The organism is Paraburkholderia sp. FW306-2-2C-D06C (assembly GCF_058781505.1).
The window spans coordinates 192,737-208,941 of record NZ_JBYSWU010000001.1 but is presented as its reverse complement, the minus strand read 5'-3'; the positions used below and the strand labels follow the sequence as shown (position 1 = coordinate 208,941).

Genomic DNA, 16,205 nt, shown 5'->3' with positions numbered 1-16,205 from the left:
ACAATCATGCATGACATCGACGAATTTCTGAAGAAGAACCGCATCACCGAAATCGAAGCGATCATTCCGGATATGGCCGGGATCGCGCGCGGCAAGATCATCCCGCGCAGCAAATTCGAATCCGGCGAGTCCATGCGCTTGCCGCAGGCGGTGATGATCCAGACCGTCACGGGCGATTATCCGGAAGACGGCACGCTCACCGGCGTCACCGATCCGGACATGGTTTGCGTCCCCGATCCGAGCACCATCCGCATCATTCCGTGGGCCGTCGACCCGACCGCTCAGGTGATCCACGATTGCGTTCACTTCGACGGCACGCCGGTCGCGATCTCGCCGCGCCGCGTGCTGCGCCGCGTGCTAGAACTCTACAAGGCCAAAGGCTGGAAGCCGGTGATCGCGCCCGAGCTCGAGTTCTACCTGGTCGACATGAACAAGGACCCGGATCTGCCGCTGCAACCGCCGATCGGCCGGACCGGCCGTCCGGAAACCGGGCGCCAGGCGTACTCGATCGAAGCGGTCAACGAATTCGATCCGCTGTTCGAAGACATCTATGAATACTGCGAGGTGCAGGAACTGGAAGTCGACACGCTGATTCACGAAGTCGGCGCGGCGCAGATGGAAATCAACTTCATGCACGGCGACCCGCTCAAGCTCGCCGACAGCGTGTTCCTGTTCAAGCGCACGGTGCGCGAAGCCGCGCTGCGTCACAAGATGTACGCGACCTTCATGGCCAAGCCGATGGAAGACGAACCGGGCTCGGCGATGCACATGCACCAGAGCCTCGTGGACGAAGAAACCGGCCGCAACCTGTTCACCGGCGCGGACGGCAAGCCGACCTCGCTCTTCACCAGCTACATCGCCGGCTTGCAGAAATACACGCCCGCGCTGATGCCGATCTTCGCGCCGTACATCAACTCGTATCGCCGCCTGTCGCGCTTCATGGCCGCGCCGATCAACGTGGCATGGGGCTACGACAACCGCACGGTGGGCTTCCGGATTCCGCATTCGGGCCCGGCTGCGCGCCGCATCGAGAACCGCATTCCGGGTGTGGACTGCAATCCGTATCTGGCGATCGCCGCGACACTGGCCGCAGGTTACCTGGGCATGACGCAGAACCTCGAAGCCACCGAGCCGCTGCTCAGCGACGGTTATGAATTGCCGTACCAGTTGCCGCGCAACCTCGAAGAGGGTTTGACGCTGATGGGCGCATGCGAGCCGATCGCCGAAGTGCTCGGCGAGAAATTCGTCAAAGCCTATCTCGCACTGAAAGAAACCGAATACGAAGCGTTCTTCCGCGTGATCAGTTCGTGGGAACGCCGGCATTTGCTGTTGCACGTCTAAGCCGGGTTTAAGGCCGTCATGGACGTCGACGAAAAAGCAAATGCAGAACTATTGGAGGCAGTATGAGCTATAGAACAGAAGAAGTCGCTTACGTGCAACCGGCGCAACCCGCCGCCGGGGCACAGTCGGCTCAAGCCGCACAGCAGCAACGCAGCACCGCCGAATACCGCGCGCTCGACGCCGCGCACCACATTCATCCGTTTTCGGATATGGGCTCGCTCAATCGCGCCGGCAGCCGCGTGATCGTCAAGGCTCAGGGCGTGTACCTGTGGGACTCGGAAGGCAACAAGGTGATCGACGGCATGGCCGGCCTGTGGTGCGTGAACGTGGGTTACGGCCGCAAGGAACTGGCCGACGCAGCATACCGGCAGATGCAGGAACTGTCCTACTACAACACCTTCTTCAAGACGACGCATCCGCCGGTGATCGAACTGTCGGCATTGCTCGCGGAGCTCGCGCCGGAACCGTTCAATCACTTTTTCTATTGCAACAGCGGCTCGGAAGGCAACGACACCGTGCTGCGCATCGTCCATCATTACTGGGCGACGCAAGGCAAGCATTCGAAGAAGTTCGTGATCTCGCGCAAGAACGGCTATCACGGCTCGACGATCGCGGGCGGCACGCTGGGCGGCATGGGCTACATGCACGACCAGATGCCGTCGAAGGTCGAAAATATCGTGCACATCGACCAGCCGTATTTCTTCGGTGAAGCGCAAGGCAATCTGACGCCGGAAGAATTCGCGCTGGCCCGTGCGCAACAACTCGAAGCGAAGATTCTCGAAATCGGCGCGGACAACGTGGCCGCGTTTATCGGTGAGCCTTTCCAGGGAGCGGGCGGCGTGATTTTCCCGGCCTCCACGTATTGGCCGGAAATCCAGCGCATTTGCCGCAAGTACGACATTCTGCTGGTCGCCGACGAAGTGATCGGCGGCTTCGGGCGGACCGGCGAGTGGTTCGCGCATCAGCACTTCGGTTTCGAACCGGACTTGATCACGCTGGCGAAAGGCCTGACGAGCGGCTATATCCCGATGGGCGCGGTCGGCCTGCATGACCGCGTTGCCAAAGCGATCATCGAGAACGGCGACTTCAATCACGGCCTCACCTACTCCGGGCATCCGGTGGCCGCCGCTGTCGCGGTCGCCAACCTCAAGCTGCTGCGCGACGAGAAAATCGTCGAGCGCGTCAAGACCGATACGGGTCCGTACTTCCAGAAGAAGCTGCGCGACACCTTCGCGAACCATCCGATCGTCGGCGAGATCTCCGGCGCGGGGCTGGTAGCCGGCCTGCAACTCGCGGAAGACCCGAAAACGCGCAAACGTTTCGCCAACGGCGGCGACGTCGGCACGATCTGCCGCGACTTCTGCTTCAACGGCAACCTGATCATGCGCGCCACCGGCGACCGGATGCTGCTGTCGCCGCCGCTCGTGATCACAAAGCTGGAAATCGACGAAATCGTGTCGAAGGCCAAAAAGGCCATCGACGCGACTGCACAACAACTTGGTATTTCGTAACGGCAGTTCGTTCCGGCATGCGCACACCCACGATCCATGCTCATGCCGGTTCTTCACATCAAGGAAAAAACCATGAGCGTTAGTCATCTTCGTCATGCGGTCGCGGGGGCCGCGCTTCTCGCCTTCACGGGTTTTGCGGCGCTGTCGGTCACGCCGGCCCTTGCGGCCGACACGGAACTGAACGTCTACAACTGGTCGGACTACATTGCGAAGGACACGATTCCGAACTTCGAGAAACAAGCCGGGATTCACGTCAAATACGACAACTACGATAGCGATGACACGTTGCAGGCCAAACTGCTTGCCGGCAGTTCCGGTTATGACATCGTTGTGCCGACGTCGAACTATATGGCCAAGCAGATTCAGGCCGGCGTGTATCAGAAGCTCGACAAGTCGAAGATCCCGAATCTCGCGAATCTCGACCCCGTGCTGATGAAGATGATTGCCGACGCCGATCCGGGCAACCAGTACGGCGTGCCCTGGGCGTACGGCACCGACGGTATCGGCTATAACGTGCAGGCCGTCAAGAAGGCGCTCGGCGACAACGCGCCGGTGGATAGCTGGGCACTCGTGCTGGATCCGGCCAATCTGTCGAAGCTGAAGAGCTGCGGCGTGTCGTTCCTCGACCAGGCCGTCGACGTGTTCGCCGCCACGCTGCAATACATGCACAAGGACCCGAACAGCACGAACCCCGCCGACTATCAGGCCGCCTTCGAAGTGCTGAAGAAAGTCCGTCCGTACATTACCCAATTCAACTCGTCAGGCTACATCAACGACCTCGCGAACAATGACATCTGCGTCGCGCTCGGCTGGTCTGGGGACGTCGGCATTGCGAGCCGCCGCTCTGCCGAAGCAAAACGCTCGTATCAGATCAAATTCTCCAACGCCAAGGAAGGCGGCCTGCTGTGGTTCGACGTGATGGTGATTCCGAAAGACGCGCCGCATCCCGAGGCAGCGACGAAGTGGATCAACTACATCTCGGACCCGAAGGTCAACGCGGCGATCACGAATGAAGTGTTCTACCCGACCGCGAACAAGGCCGCGCGCCAGTTCGTCACGCCGGCCGTCGCCGAGGACAAGACCGTTTATCCGGGCGACGACGTGTTGGGCAAGATGACGCTGATGAAGCCGATGCCGACCGACATCCTGCGCCTCGAAAACCGCCTTTGGGCACAGCTCAAGACCGGCCACTGATTTTAGCCAACTCGACTAAACATTGATCCCGCGCTCAGGGATCGCTCGAACCCTGAGCGCATGAATAGCAGCAACGGTAGTCAGCCTGCGCGCTTTTAGGGTCCCACCTGCGCGCAGTCCCATGTTTTCCGATCGCAGCGCATCTTGCGAGCCGCTTCAAGCGCCTCGTACGGAGACACTTGCGCCCGCGATCCGCAAGGAATGGTTACATCATGAACTCGACGACCTTAAATAGCGCTGCCGGCGCCACCCAGATGGCCCGCCCCGCACCGACGACGAAATCGAAATCGGATGAATTTGTCCGCATCGAAAACGTCGTGAAGAAATTCGGCGACAGCACCGCTGTCGACAACGTCAACCTGAACATCGCGAAGAACGAACTGTTCGCGCTGCTCGGCAGCTCCGGCTGCGGCAAGTCCACGCTCCTGCGCATGCTCGCGGGGCTCGAGACGGTCACGTCCGGGCGTATCTTCGTCGACGGCGAAGACCTCGCCGCGATGCCGCCGTACAAGCGGCCGGTCAACATGATGTTCCAGTCGTACGCCCTCTTCCCGCACATGAGCGTCGAAGCGAATATCGCTTTCGGCCTCAAGCAGGAAGGCACGCTGAAGAACGAGATCAAGGAACGCGTCGCCGACGCGCTCAATCTCGTGCAGATGAGCAAGTATGCGCAGCGCAAGCCGCATCAGCTCTCCGGCGGCCAGCAGCAGCGTGTGGCGCTGGCCCGCTCGCTGGTGAAGCGCCCCAAGCTGCTGCTGCTCGACGAACCGATGTCGGCGCTGGATAAAAAGATCCGCCAGAAGACCCAGCTCGAACTGGTCAACATCATCGAGAAGGTCGACGTGACCTGCGTGATGGTCACGCACGATCAGGAAGAAGCCATGACGATGGCCGGGCGGCTGGCGGTGATGAGCGAAGGCCGCATCGTGCAGATCGGCTCGCCCAGCCAGGTGTACGAATTTCCGAATAGCCGTTTCTCGGCCGAATTCATCGGCTCGACCAATCTGTTCGAAGGCACGGTGGTCGAGGACGAGCCGGACCATATCTTCGTCGAAAGCGAAGACCTCGAAGCGCGCCTGTATGTGAGCCACGGCGTTACCGGCCCGCTCGGCATGCCGGTTGGCATCTCGGTGCGCCCCGAACGCGTGAAGGTGTCGCTCGACAAACCCGCCACGCCGCACAACTGGGCGCGCGGCGTGGTCTCGGATGTCGCGTACATGGGCAGCTATTCGCTGTATCACGTGCGTCTGCCGAGCGGCAAGACCGTGGTGTCGAATCTCTCCAGCTCGCACCTGATGAGCGAAGGTGCGCCGTCCTATAACGACGACGTGTTCGTCTACTGGTCGCCGGCTAGCGGCGTGGTGCTGACGCAATGAGAAATCCCGCCACCACCTCCCCCGCGGCGCTCGGCGCGCCGTCCGGCAGCCGCCTGCTCGTCTCGCTGAAAAAACGCCTGCCGATGCTGATGCCGTCGGGCCGCACGACCGTGATCGGCGTGCCGTTCCTCTGGCTCACGGTGTTCTTCGCGTTGCCGTTCGTGCTGGTGCTGAAGATCAGTTTCGCCGATCTGCGCCTGGGCATTCCGCCGTACACCGATCTCGTGACGGTCAAGGACGGCATGGTGCACTTCGCGATGCAGCTGAGCCACTACGCGTTCCTGCTGCAGGACGACCTGTACGTCGCCACCTATATCAGCTCGCTGAAGATGGCCGCGGTCTCGACGATCTGCTGCCTGTTGATCGGCTATCCGATCGCGTACTACATCGCCCGCTCGGCGCCGAGCACCCGCAACCTGCTGATGATGGGCGTGATGCTGCCGTTCTGGACGTCGTTCCTGATTCGCGTCTACGCATGGATCGGCATTCTGAAGGACGACGGCCTGCTCAATCACACGTTGATGGCGATTGGCATGATTCATTCGCCGTTGCGGCTCTACCACACGGATATTGGCGTGTATATCGGCATGGTCTATTCGTATCTGCCGTTCATGGTGATGCCGTTGTATGCGCATCTGGTGAAGATGGATCTGACGCTGCTCGAAGCCGCTTACGACCTCGGCTGCAAACCGTGGACCGCGTTCACGCGCATCACCTTGCCGCTGTCGAAGAACGGCATCATCGCCGGCAGTCTGCTGGTGTTCATTCCGGCGGTCGGCGAGTACGTGATTCCTGAGCTGCTCGGCGGCGCCGACACGCTGATGATCGGCCGCGTGATGTGGGATGAATTCTTCAACGATATGGACTGGCCGATGGCATCCGCCGTCACGGTCGCCATGGTTCTGCTGTTGCTCGTGCCGATGGCCGTGTTCCAGTACTACCAGGTCAAGGAACTGGAGGGCTCGAAATGATCAAGCCGAATAAACCTCTTTCCATCGGCGTGCTGTCGTTCGGGTTTCTGTTTCTGTATATCCCGATCCTCAGCCTGATCGTGTATTCGTTCAACGAATCGAAGCTCGTCACCGTCTGGTCCGGCTTTTCGCTGAAATGGTATGGCGCGCTGTTGCAGGACGGCGAACTGCTCAGCGCCGCGTGGCTGTCGCTGAAGATCGGTCTGCTGACCGCTTGCGCTTCGGTGGTGATCGGCACGTGGGCCGGTTTCGTGCTCGCCCGCTTCGGACGCTTTCGCGGCTTCACGCTGTTTGCCGGCATGATCAACGCACCGCTCGTGATTCCCGAAGTGATTCAGGGCATCTCGCTGCTGTTGCTGTTCGTCGCACTCGAACAGATGCTGGGCTGGCCGAAGGGCCGCGGCTTGTTCACGATCTGGATCGGCCACGTGATGCTGTGCGTGTCCTACGTGGCGATCATCGTCCAATCGCGGGTGAAGGAGCTCAACAAGTCGCTCGAAGAAGCCGCACTCGATCTCGGCGCCACCCCCTTCAAGGTGTTCTTCCTGATCACGCTGCCGCTGATCTCGCAGGCGCTGATGTCCGGCTGGCTGCTGTCGTTCACGCTGTCTTTCGACGACCTCGTGCTGTCCGCCTTTCTGTCCGGTCCAGGTTCGACCACGCTGCCGCTCGTCGTGTTTTCGCGGGTGCGCCTCGGCCTGAACCCGGAAATGAATGCGCTTGCAACGATCTTCATCACCACGGTGACGATCGGCGTGATCGTCGTGAACCGCTGGATGCAGCTGCGCGAACGCAAACGCAACCGCGACATGCAGATGGCTTTCGCGCTCGCCGAAGCCGCCGACCCATTGCCTGCCGTGCCACAACAAGCCACCGTACGAAAGTCTCTCGATACGGCACAGGCATAAGAAGTCCATTGCAATACGACCAACAAGGAGAATTTGCATGAGAAAGAAGCTCATCTGTCTGCTGGTGGCGGGGAGCCTGCCGGGCTTTGCCATGGCAGATGCCACCAGCGACCAGATCAAGGCGCTACAGGCCCAGCTGAACGCGCTGCAAAAGGAGGTGAAACAACTCCGCGCGGAAGTCGCCAGCAAACCCAAGGCGGCAAACACAGCAAACGCGGCCCCAGCCCCGGCGACGGCGGCCGCGCCGGTCGATATTTCGTCGCCTGAGTACGGCAGCGCCCGCGCGACGCTGACCAACGACGAAGTCACGTCGATGAAGCAGCAGATCGCCAATCAGCAGTTGAAGGTCGACTCGCTGGTGGACGCGGCCAATACCGGTCCAATTGCGGGTCTGTCGGTGACGGGTTATATCGACCCGACCTACATCTATAACCGCGCACAAAGCAGCTCGTCGTTCCTGTTCGCGAACCACGAGAGCGCCTACAACTACTTCAACAGTTCGTTCGGCGATCTCTACCTCGACATCAAGAAGACTTTCGGTGTCGGCCCGATGGCGCCGTCGGCCGAAATCACGTTGATGCCGAACCGCGGCAACGGTATTACGCTGTTGGCAAACGAACACGGCAATATCGGCAACAACATCCTGAACACCGCGGTCGTCAATGTGCCGTTGACCGCGACGACGACACTCGTGGCCGGTTTGATTCCGAGCTTCGGCGGTTACGAAGTGCAGCAATCAAATCAGATGCTGACGCTCACGCACAACCTGCTCTATGACTTCTCCGATCCGGGCAGCTATGTCGGTATCGGTGCGAATTACACCTCGGGCAACTGGGCGTGGAAGTTCTTCCTCGGCAACGAGCAGTACCGCACGTATGGCGCGACCACGCAGATCGGCACCAACTCGCTCGGCGATCCGATCACGACCAGCAACAAGATTCCGACCTTCACGGCGCGTACGGACTACACGTGGTCGAGCGCACTGGATATCGGCGGTTCGTTCAACATCGGGCGTCAGACGCTGCCGAGCGCGACCAACGCGACTACCGGTGCGGTCACCTACGGCGTAGGCGGCAACGCGCCGAGCGCGGGCGGCACGTTCTTCTTCACCGAAGCCGACCTGGCCTACACGCTCGCCGACGTGCAGTACAACGCCGAAGTCGACTACGGCCAGCAGCAGAACGCGGCGTTCAACGGCGGCCAGGCGCAGTGGTACGGCCTCTCGCTGCTCGCGCACCGCAAGTTCAACCTGCCGGTGGTGGGCCGCATGGGCGCGACGGTGCGCTATGACCTGCTCGTCGACAGCAAGAACGGCGGCGGCGGCGGCGGCATCGCGTTGAACGGCAATGGCATGGATACGGCTGACGGCTTCGGCATTGGCGCGGACTGTCTCGCCAATTCGAAGGCGAACGGCGGTCTTGGCTTCGAGTGCAAGGGCGCCACCCGTCAGGACGTTTCGCTCGACCTGTTGTTCTACCCGACCCAGCAGATCACGGTCAAGGTGGAATACCGCCACGACTGGGCCAACAAACAGGTGTTCCTGAAGAACGACGGTTCGTACGGCAAGTCCAACGACCTGCTGGCGACGCAATTCATCTACTCGTTCTAATCCGCACCGCCCGAACGAGCGGCCCGGCCTTATCGAAGGCCGCGCGTTCGGGCTTCTTCCGCATGCTCTGCCTATGCTCCCATTCTCGAAGCAGCCTCACGTCGCCTCGTATTACGCAGCAACCGCCAACGACACCACCCGCCATCCCCCGCTCGAAGGCACCCTTACCGTCGACGTCTGCGTGATCGGCGCCGGGCTCACCGGCATGTCGACCGCGCTGAACCTCGCTGAACGCGGCCATTCGGTCGCCGTGCTCGAAGCATCGAAAGTCGGCTGGGCGGCCAGCGGCCGCAATGGCGGCCAGTTGATCGGCGGTTTTGCGTGCGATACCGATACGTTTGCGAAGTTCATGCCGGCAGATGACGTGAAGCGCGTTTGGGACATGGGCCTCGAAACACTGGATATCGTCAAGGAACGCGTCGCGAAGCATCAAATCGACTGCGATCTGACTTTGGGTTATCTGACCGCGGCGAACAAACCGCGCGATACGGACGCGCTGCGCCAATGGCGCGACGAAGCGCAAACGCGCTTTGGCTACGACCGCTTCCGTTACGTCGAGCGCGAAGGTCTCGACGAATACGTCGAATCGTCGCGCTACCTGGGCGGGCTGTTCGATCCGGACAGCGGTCATCTGCATCCGTTGAATTACACACTGGGTCTTGCACGCGCGGCACGCGCGGCCGGCGTGAAGATTTTCGAAGACAGCTGCGTCACCGCGCTGCGCGAGGAAAACGGCCGGCATGTGGCCGATACCGCGCGCGGCAAGGTGCACGCGCAATTCGTCGTGCTCGCGTGCAACACGTACCTCGGCAAACTGGCACCCGACGTGGCGAGCAAAATCATGCCGGTCGGCACCTATGTGATCGCCACCGAACCGCTCGACCCCGACCGCGCCGAAGCGCTGATGCCCGCGAAAGCCGCGGTCTGCGACAGCCGCTTCGTGCTCGACTACTTCCGTCCTGCACCCGACAACCGTCTGCTGTGGGGCGGCAAAGTCAGCTATTCGACCTTCGCGCCGCGCAACCTCGGCGAGGCGATGCGCCGCGACATGCTGAAAACCTTCCCGCAACTCGACGACGTCAAAATCGACTATGCGTGGGGCGGTTTCGTCGATATCACGATGAATCGCGCGCCGCATTTCGGCCGCCTCTCGCCGACGGTGTATTTCGCGCAGGGCTTCTCGGGCCACGGCGTAAACACCACCGGTCTCGCGGGGAAACTGATCGCCGAGGCGATCGACGGCCAGGCGTCGCGCTTCGACCTGTTCGGCAAGATCCGTCATCGCGACTTCCCCGGCGGCGCTACACTGCGCACCCCCGCTCTCGTGCTCGCGATGGCCTGGTATCGAATGAAGGACCTGCTTTGATGAACGCTACTGTCAACACGCTCGACCGCCGCGCCGATGCGCTGATCGCCAACTCGTATTACGAGGCGAGCGCCGCCCGGCCGCTCGTCGACGATCCGATGCTCGACGGCACGCTGGAGGCCGACGTCTGCGTGATCGGCGCGGGTTTTTCCGGTTTGTCGGTGGCGCTGGAATGCCGGGCGCGTGGTTTGTCGGTGGTCGTGCTCGATGCGCATCGCCCGGGTTGGGGCGCATCGGGCCGCAACGGCGGGCAGACGCTGGTAGGCTTCGCGAAAGACGAAATCATCGAACGGCAACTCGGCCTCGACGGGGCACGCGCCGCGTGGGCGATGTCGGTGGAAGGCGTCGCGCTGGTGCGCGAGCGCATCGAACGTTACGGGATCGATTGCGATTTCACCGCGGGCTATCTGACGGTGGCGACCAAACCGAAACGCGTGCCGGACTTGCGCGCGTGGATGGACTCGGCAGCGCAGCGCTGGGGCTATACGAAACTCGCGTGGCTCGACACCGACGAAGTGCGCGCGCGCGTCGCTTCGCAACGTTATCTCGCCGGCGTCTACGATCCGTTTTCAGGCCACCTGCATCCGCTCAAATACTGTCTCGGTCTCGCCGACGCGGCGCGGCGCGAAGGCGCGCAACTGTTCGTGCATTCGCCGGTGATCGAAGTGGTGCGCGGCGCGAGGCCCATTGTGCGCACCGCGACTGGCGAGGTGCGCTGCCGTTTCGTCGCAGCCTGCGGCAATGCGACTATCGGCGACGTGTTGCCCGCGCCGGTGGCCGCGCGCATTGCACCGATCGCGTCGTACATCGTCGCCACCGAGCCGCTCGGTAGAGCGCGTGCCGACGCGCTGATCGCCGGACGCGAGGCGATCTGCGACAACAACTTCTTCCTCGACTACTTCCGTCTGTCGGCCGATCATCGCCTGCTGTTCGGCGGGCGGGCGAGTTCGACCGGCGCATCACCCGTGCAACTCGGCCGGGAGATTCGCAAACGCATGATCGGCGTATTCCCGCAACTGGCCGACGTGCGGATCGACTATGCGTGGGGCGGTTTCGTCGACGTGACGCGCAATCGCGCGCCCGATTTCGGCTCGATCGATCCGAACTACTTCTACGTGCAGGGCTTTTCCGGCCACGGCGTCGCGTTGACCGGCATCGCCGGACGCGTCGTTGCGAAAGCGATGGCGGGCGAGACGGCGGCCTTCGATCTGTTCGCTCAACTGCGCCACGCGCGCTTTCCGGGCGGCCCGGCATTGCGCGGGCCGGCGCTCGAACTCGGCATGATGTATCACCGGATTCGCGAGTTGTTCTAGCGTGTTGCGCCCGCGCTGATCGAGTTCAGCGGAGAGCGTCCGCGCTCGCGAGTCGAAATTCGCGGGCACCATTCCCAAGTCGCTCGCCGACCGTTATTGACAATGATTCTCATTAACAATAAAGTCATGCTTTCATAAAGCTAACGCCTTCATTAATCGAGCTTTACCTGTTTTTTGCCTTTTGCCTGTTAACCACACCCAGCCCAACCCTTATTGGGCTGCCAGCCAGGTGCCGTGAATCACCCAGCGAGCTTATCGGGTCTCTTCATCGGGGATTTTCACGTGCATCCTTCTCGTCCGGCGCGACGTCCGCTGTCCGTCATACTTGCTGGCGTCTATGGCGTCGTTGGCTTCTGGCCTCATGTTCATGCGGCAACGGAATCGTCTGCTACCGCTAGCAATCAAGGCTCTGCTCAATATGCCGAGTTGCGCAGTACACCGGACCTGCTCGACCCGGTAACGGTTACTGCGACCCGGACTGCAACGAAAGCCAGCCACACCGCAGCCAGCGTCTCTGTCATCACGGCCGAAGACCTGGAAGAACAACAGGCGGAGAACATCAAGGACGCGCTGCGCTACGAGCCTGGAGTCACTGTTCGGCGCACACCCTATCGGCCGACTTCGGCAGCCGCAGCCGGAGGGCGCGACGGCGACTCGAGCATTAATATCCGTGGCCTCGAAGGCAACCGCATCCTGCTGATGGAGGACGGTATCCGTCTACCGAATTCGTTCAGCTTTGGTCCGCTGGAAGCGGGTCGCGGCGACTATGTGGACATCGGCACCTTGAAGCGCATCGAAATTCTGCGAGGTCCGGCCTCGGCACTGTATGGAAGCGATGGACTGACCGGCGCCGTCAACTTCATTACCAAAGACCCGCAAGACCTGCTCAACATCTACGGCAAAAAAACGTACTTTTCTGTGCGGCCAAATTACGAATCGGCCGACCGCAGTTTCGGCGCGACCGTTCAGGCCGCCGGCGGCAATGACATGATCCAGGGCATGGTGATAGCCGATGGCCGGCGCGGCCACGAACTGGACGGCACCGGCTCGAACAATTCGGCGGGTCCTAACCGCACGACGGCGAATCCGCAGGACACCTACTCGGAATCGGTACTCGGCAAGCTTGTGGTCAAGCCCACGGCACACGACACGTTCAAGTTCACGGCCGAAACCGTCAGGCAGCGTATCGACACCAACGTGCTGTCCGCGGTGAATCCACCGACCACGCTCGCGCTGACGGCAAACGATCGCCTCGAGCGCAACCGTTACAGCCTCGACTACGACTTCAGTAACGAAGCTGCGCGATTCTTCCAGACCGCGCACGTGCAGTTCTACTACCAGGACGCTTCGCAGGACCAGAAGTCCTATGAGACACGCAGGTCACAACCGTCGCGAAGCCGCGAGAACAATTACAGCGAACGCATCGTCGGCGGTTCCGCGTTTGCGGAGAGCACCTTTCACACGGGCATCCTCACGCACAAGCTCCTGTACGGCGGCGACGGCAGTGTCGACCGGGTGACCAACCTGCGCAACGGCACGGTTCCAGGTGCGGGCGAAGCGCCCTTCCCCAACAAGGCATTTCCGGATACCGATTACACGCTTCTCGGTGCCTTCCTGCAGGACCAGATCAGTTTCGGCGCGTTGACGGTCACGCCAGGCCTGCGCTTCGATAGCTACCGGCTCAGCGCAAAGACCGGTGACCCGCAGTACACGGGCACGCCGGTTTCGTCGAGCGACAACGCGCTGTCGCCGCGGCTTGCCGTGCTTTACGAAGTGTCACCGGCGCTCATTCCGTACGCCCAGTATGCCCATGGTTTTCGTGCGCCGTCGCCGGACCAGGTGAACAACAGCTTTGCCAACCCGCTCTATGGCTACACGTCGATCGGCAATCCGAACCTCAAGCCGGAAACCAGCGACACCATTGAAGCCGGTCTGCGCGGCAAACTTGGCACCGGTCTCGGCCCGTTGAGCTATAGCGCCGCAGTGTTCGCAGGCCGTTATCGGGATTTCATCTCGCAGCAGACCGTTGCCGGCACCGGCAGGCCGACCGACCCTCGCGTATTCCAGTACGTCAACGTTGGGAAGGCTCGCATTCATGGCCTTGAAGGTCGAGCCGAGTGGTTCCTGCCGCAAGGCTTTTCTGTGAAGACAGCCATGGCTTTCACCAAAGGCAGCGTCGAGAACACGGGCGCCGCGAATCAGCCGCTGGACTCCGTCAACCCGTTCTCTGCCGTGTTCGGTGTGCGTTACGAGCCGAGCGAACGATGGTTCGCACAGGCAGACCTGTTGTTCCAGGCTGCCAAAAAGTCCACTGACATCACGTCCAAAAGCTGCAGTTCGGCAACGTGTTTCGCACCGCCTTCATCGTTCGTGGTGGACTTGCGCGGCGGATATCGCTTCAGCAAGCACGTGGTCGCGTATCTCGGCGTGTTCAACCTGTTTGACCGGAAGTACTGGAACTGGTCGGACGTGCGAGGCATCGCCGATACGTCGTCAATCAAGGACGCGTATACCGCGCCTGGGCGCAACGTCTCCGTCAGCATGAAGATCGACATGTAATGGCGAGCGCTTCGACCTCTCCAATTTTCATTGCGCTATCGTCAACCTTAGGAACCTGCCATGCAAAACACCGCTCGCCTTGACGCGACTTCGTTGCAACAGTTGCGTCATGCCTTCGTCAAGCTCAGGACCGAGCAGAAGCTGCGTCATCGCGATGCCGCGCTCGCACTCGGCATCAGCGAGGGCGAGGCACTCGCCGCGTTTACCGGCGAGCATGTCGTGCGCCTGACGCCGCGCTTTATCGAGCTGTTCGAAGAAGTGCCACATCTCGGTCCAGTCATGGCGCTCACGCGCAATGAAGCTGCCGTCCATGAAAAAGACGGGCAGTACGGGAACATGAGCCACAACGGCGACGTCGGCCTTGTACTGGGCGGCGCAATTGACCTGCGGGTCTTCTACCAGCACTGGGCATCGGGCTTCGCCGTGCGGGAGGCGACTGCTCACGGTGAACAGAAGAGCCTGCAATTTTTCGATGCTCAAGGCCACGCGGTACACAAGATTTTCCTGCGCGAACACAGCAATCACGCGGCATTCGACGCTTTCGTCGAGCGCTGGAGCGCTGCGGAACAGGTGCCGGGCCTGATGCTGGGCGAACTGGCAGCCCCGCCGGTCGTCAAGGACGATAGCGAAATCGACGTGCCGGCATTTCATGCGGCGTGGGACGCCATGAGCGACACGCATCAGTTCTTTGGCATGCTGCGTCAATTTGGGCTTGCTCGCACGCAGGCGCTGCGTCTCGCGGAGCGACGATATGCGCTACCCGTTTCAACCGGAGCATTGCAGAATCTGTTGGTCCGCGCGTCTGAGGCCGCCCTACCTATCATGGTGTTCGTGGGCAATCGCGGCATGATCCAGATTCACAGCGGCCCGGTTAAGACCATTCGCATCATGGGCGCCTGGCTCAACGTACTGGACCCGGGTTTCAACCTGCATCTGCGCACGGACCTGATTGCGAATGTCTGGGTGGTTCGCAAGCCGACGTCCGACGGCATGGTCACGTCTCTGGAACTGTTCGACGCGCAGGGTGAGAGCATCGCCATGCTGTTCGGAGCGCGCAAACCGGGGTCGCCTGAACTGGAAGGGTGGCGCGAACTGATCGCAGAACTCGAACCCCTGCGCGATGAGGCTTCGGTATGAATCCCAGGCGCGTTAATGGATCTCGCCGCGCGTACGTCTTTGGCGGCGCGCTCCTGTTCGCTGGAATTCCCCTGCGTGCGAATGCACAGCGGGGGCAGCGGCGGGTAATCGTGGTCGGCGGTGCGCTGGCCGAAATCGTCTATGCGCTTGACGCGCAAGCGAATGCACGCGGCGTGCTGGTCGCAACCGATACGACCTGCACGTTCCCCGCCGCTGCAGGCGCCTTACCGAAGGTCGGTTATCAGCGAGCGCTATCGGCGGAAGGGCTGCTGTCGTTGCGGCCCGACCTGATTCTGGCGTCTTCGGAAGCGGGACCGCCGACTGTACTAAGCCAGGTGAAGCAGGCGGGTGTGGAAGTGGTGACGTTTGCTGAGCGCCATGACGTCGGCTCTGTACGCGAAAAGATTGGCGGCGTCTCCCGGACGCTCGATGCGGACGAGGCAGGCAAGGCGCTACTGGCTCGTTTTAACGAGCAATGGCAGGCGGCCCGCCAGACAATCGACACATCGCCACTCGCCACGCGCGCCCAGCCGCCGCGCGTGCTGTTCGTGCTGAACAACACCGGCAATCAGGCGTTTGTCGCAGGGCAGCGCACCGCCGCCGATGCCATGCTCACCTATGCTGGCGCGCGCAACGCGATGCAGGGCTTCAATGGGTACCGGCCGTTGTCTGCCGAAGCACTGGTTAGTGCGGCACCCGACATCGTGCTCACCACCAATGAAGCGCTGAGCGCGATTGGCAGTGCTGACAAGCTGCTCGCGCGTCCCGGCTTCGGCGCCACGCCTGCTGGCCGGGCGAAAAGGGTCGCGTCGCTCGACACCCTGTTCATGCTCGGCTTTGGCCCCCGGTTGCCCGCTGCCGTGGTGACGCTCAACCAGCGTCTGGGCCAGGCTTGACGAACACACGTTTGCCACCAGAAC

12 protein-coding genes are annotated in these 16,205 nt (G+C 61.6%); all 12 read left to right on the top strand.

The genetic code is table 11. The features are described 5' to 3' along the window. Positions 1-6: 6 nt before the first annotated feature. Positions 7-1,341: a glutamine synthetase family protein gene (locus AC3WLT_RS00930; RefSeq protein ID WP_492589880.1), complete on the top strand. Its 1,335-nt coding sequence runs from the start codon at positions 7-9 to the stop codon at positions 1,339-1,341. A gap of 62 nt (positions 1,342-1,403) precedes the next feature. After that, on the top strand, positions 1,404-2,852 hold the full coding sequence (locus tag AC3WLT_RS00925) for an aspartate aminotransferase family protein (RefSeq protein WP_492589878.1): 1,449 nt from the start codon (positions 1,404-1,406) through the stop codon (positions 2,850-2,852). Positions 2,853-2,924: 72 nt separating this feature from the next. Continuing rightward, positions 2,925-4,046: a polyamine ABC transporter substrate-binding protein gene (locus tag AC3WLT_RS00920; protein ID WP_492589876.1), complete on the top strand. Its 1,122-nt coding sequence runs from the start codon at positions 2,925-2,927 to the stop codon at positions 4,044-4,046. Positions 4,047-4,258: 212 nt separating this feature from the next. Then, positions 4,259-5,422: an ABC transporter ATP-binding protein gene (locus AC3WLT_RS00915; protein WP_492589875.1), complete on the top strand. Its 1,164-nt coding sequence runs from the start codon at positions 4,259-4,261 to the stop codon at positions 5,420-5,422. After that, on the top strand, positions 5,419-6,393 hold the full coding sequence (locus AC3WLT_RS00910) for an ABC transporter permease subunit (protein ID WP_492589873.1): 975 nt from the start codon (positions 5,419-5,421) through the stop codon (positions 6,391-6,393). Before AC3WLT_RS00915 ends, AC3WLT_RS00910 begins: the two co-directional genes overlap by 4 nt. Next, positions 6,390-7,301: an ABC transporter permease subunit gene (locus AC3WLT_RS00905; RefSeq protein ID WP_492589871.1), complete on the top strand. Its 912-nt coding sequence runs from the start codon at positions 6,390-6,392 to the stop codon at positions 7,299-7,301. Before AC3WLT_RS00910 ends, AC3WLT_RS00905 begins: the two co-directional genes overlap by 4 nt. A 37-nt stretch (positions 7,302-7,338) precedes the next feature. Then, on the top strand, positions 7,339-8,910 hold the full coding sequence (locus tag AC3WLT_RS00900) for a DUF3138 family protein (RefSeq protein WP_492589869.1): 1,572 nt from the start codon (positions 7,339-7,341) through the stop codon (positions 8,908-8,910). Between the two features lie 73 nt (positions 8,911-8,983). Next, positions 8,984-10,276 carry an NAD(P)/FAD-dependent oxidoreductase gene (locus AC3WLT_RS00895; protein WP_492589868.1) on the top strand — a complete coding sequence of 431 codons (1,293 nt, stop codon included), beginning with the start codon at positions 8,984-8,986 and terminating at the stop codon, positions 10,274-10,276. Continuing rightward, complete coding sequence (locus AC3WLT_RS00890) at positions 10,276-11,589, top strand: NAD(P)/FAD-dependent oxidoreductase (RefSeq protein ID WP_492589866.1); 1,314 nt, start codon at positions 10,276-10,278, stop codon at positions 11,587-11,589. The genes AC3WLT_RS00895 and AC3WLT_RS00890 overlap by 1 nt, the downstream gene beginning before the upstream one ends. 312 nt (positions 11,590-11,901) lie before the next feature. Next, complete coding sequence (locus tag AC3WLT_RS00885) at positions 11,902-14,148, top strand: TonB-dependent hemoglobin/transferrin/lactoferrin family receptor (RefSeq protein WP_492590122.1); 2,247 nt, start codon at positions 11,902-11,904, stop codon at positions 14,146-14,148. Positions 14,149-14,208: 60 nt separating this feature from the next. Further along, on the top strand, positions 14,209-15,285 hold the full coding sequence (locus tag AC3WLT_RS00880) for a hemin-degrading factor (protein ID WP_492589864.1): 1,077 nt from the start codon (positions 14,209-14,211) through the stop codon (positions 15,283-15,285). Next, positions 15,282-16,181: a heme/hemin ABC transporter substrate-binding protein gene (locus tag AC3WLT_RS00875; protein WP_492589863.1), complete on the top strand. Its 900-nt coding sequence runs from the start codon at positions 15,282-15,284 to the stop codon at positions 16,179-16,181. Before AC3WLT_RS00880 ends, AC3WLT_RS00875 begins: the two co-directional genes overlap by 4 nt. The last annotated feature ends 24 nt before the right edge of the window (positions 16,182-16,205 follow it).

Excerpts from the sequence above, each read along its gene's own strand:
- AC3WLT_RS00930 (WP_492589880.1), top strand. The coding sequence starts at position 7 with ATGCATGACATCGACGAATTTCTGAAGAAGAACCGCATCACCGAAATC.
- AC3WLT_RS00925 (WP_492589878.1), top strand. The coding sequence starts at position 1,404 with ATGAGCTATAGAACAGAAGAAGTCGCTTACGTGCAACCGGCGCAACCC.
- AC3WLT_RS00920 (WP_492589876.1), top strand. The coding sequence starts at position 2,925 with ATGAGCGTTAGTCATCTTCGTCATGCGGTCGCGGGGGCCGCGCTTCTC.
- AC3WLT_RS00915 (WP_492589875.1), top strand. The coding sequence starts at position 4,259 with ATGAACTCGACGACCTTAAATAGCGCTGCCGGCGCCACCCAGATGGCC.
- AC3WLT_RS00910 (WP_492589873.1), top strand. The coding sequence starts at position 5,419 with ATGAGAAATCCCGCCACCACCTCCCCCGCGGCGCTCGGCGCGCCGTCC.
- AC3WLT_RS00905 (WP_492589871.1), top strand. The coding sequence starts at position 6,390 with ATGATCAAGCCGAATAAACCTCTTTCCATCGGCGTGCTGTCGTTCGGG.
- AC3WLT_RS00900 (WP_492589869.1), top strand. The coding sequence starts at position 7,339 with ATGAGAAAGAAGCTCATCTGTCTGCTGGTGGCGGGGAGCCTGCCGGGC.
- AC3WLT_RS00895 (WP_492589868.1), top strand. The coding sequence starts at position 8,984 with ATGCTCCCATTCTCGAAGCAGCCTCACGTCGCCTCGTATTACGCAGCA.
- AC3WLT_RS00890 (WP_492589866.1), top strand. The coding sequence starts at position 10,276 with ATGAACGCTACTGTCAACACGCTCGACCGCCGCGCCGATGCGCTGATC.
- AC3WLT_RS00880 (WP_492589864.1), top strand. The coding sequence starts at position 14,209 with ATGCAAAACACCGCTCGCCTTGACGCGACTTCGTTGCAACAGTTGCGT.
- AC3WLT_RS00875 (WP_492589863.1), top strand. The coding sequence starts at position 15,282 with ATGAATCCCAGGCGCGTTAATGGATCTCGCCGCGCGTACGTCTTTGGC.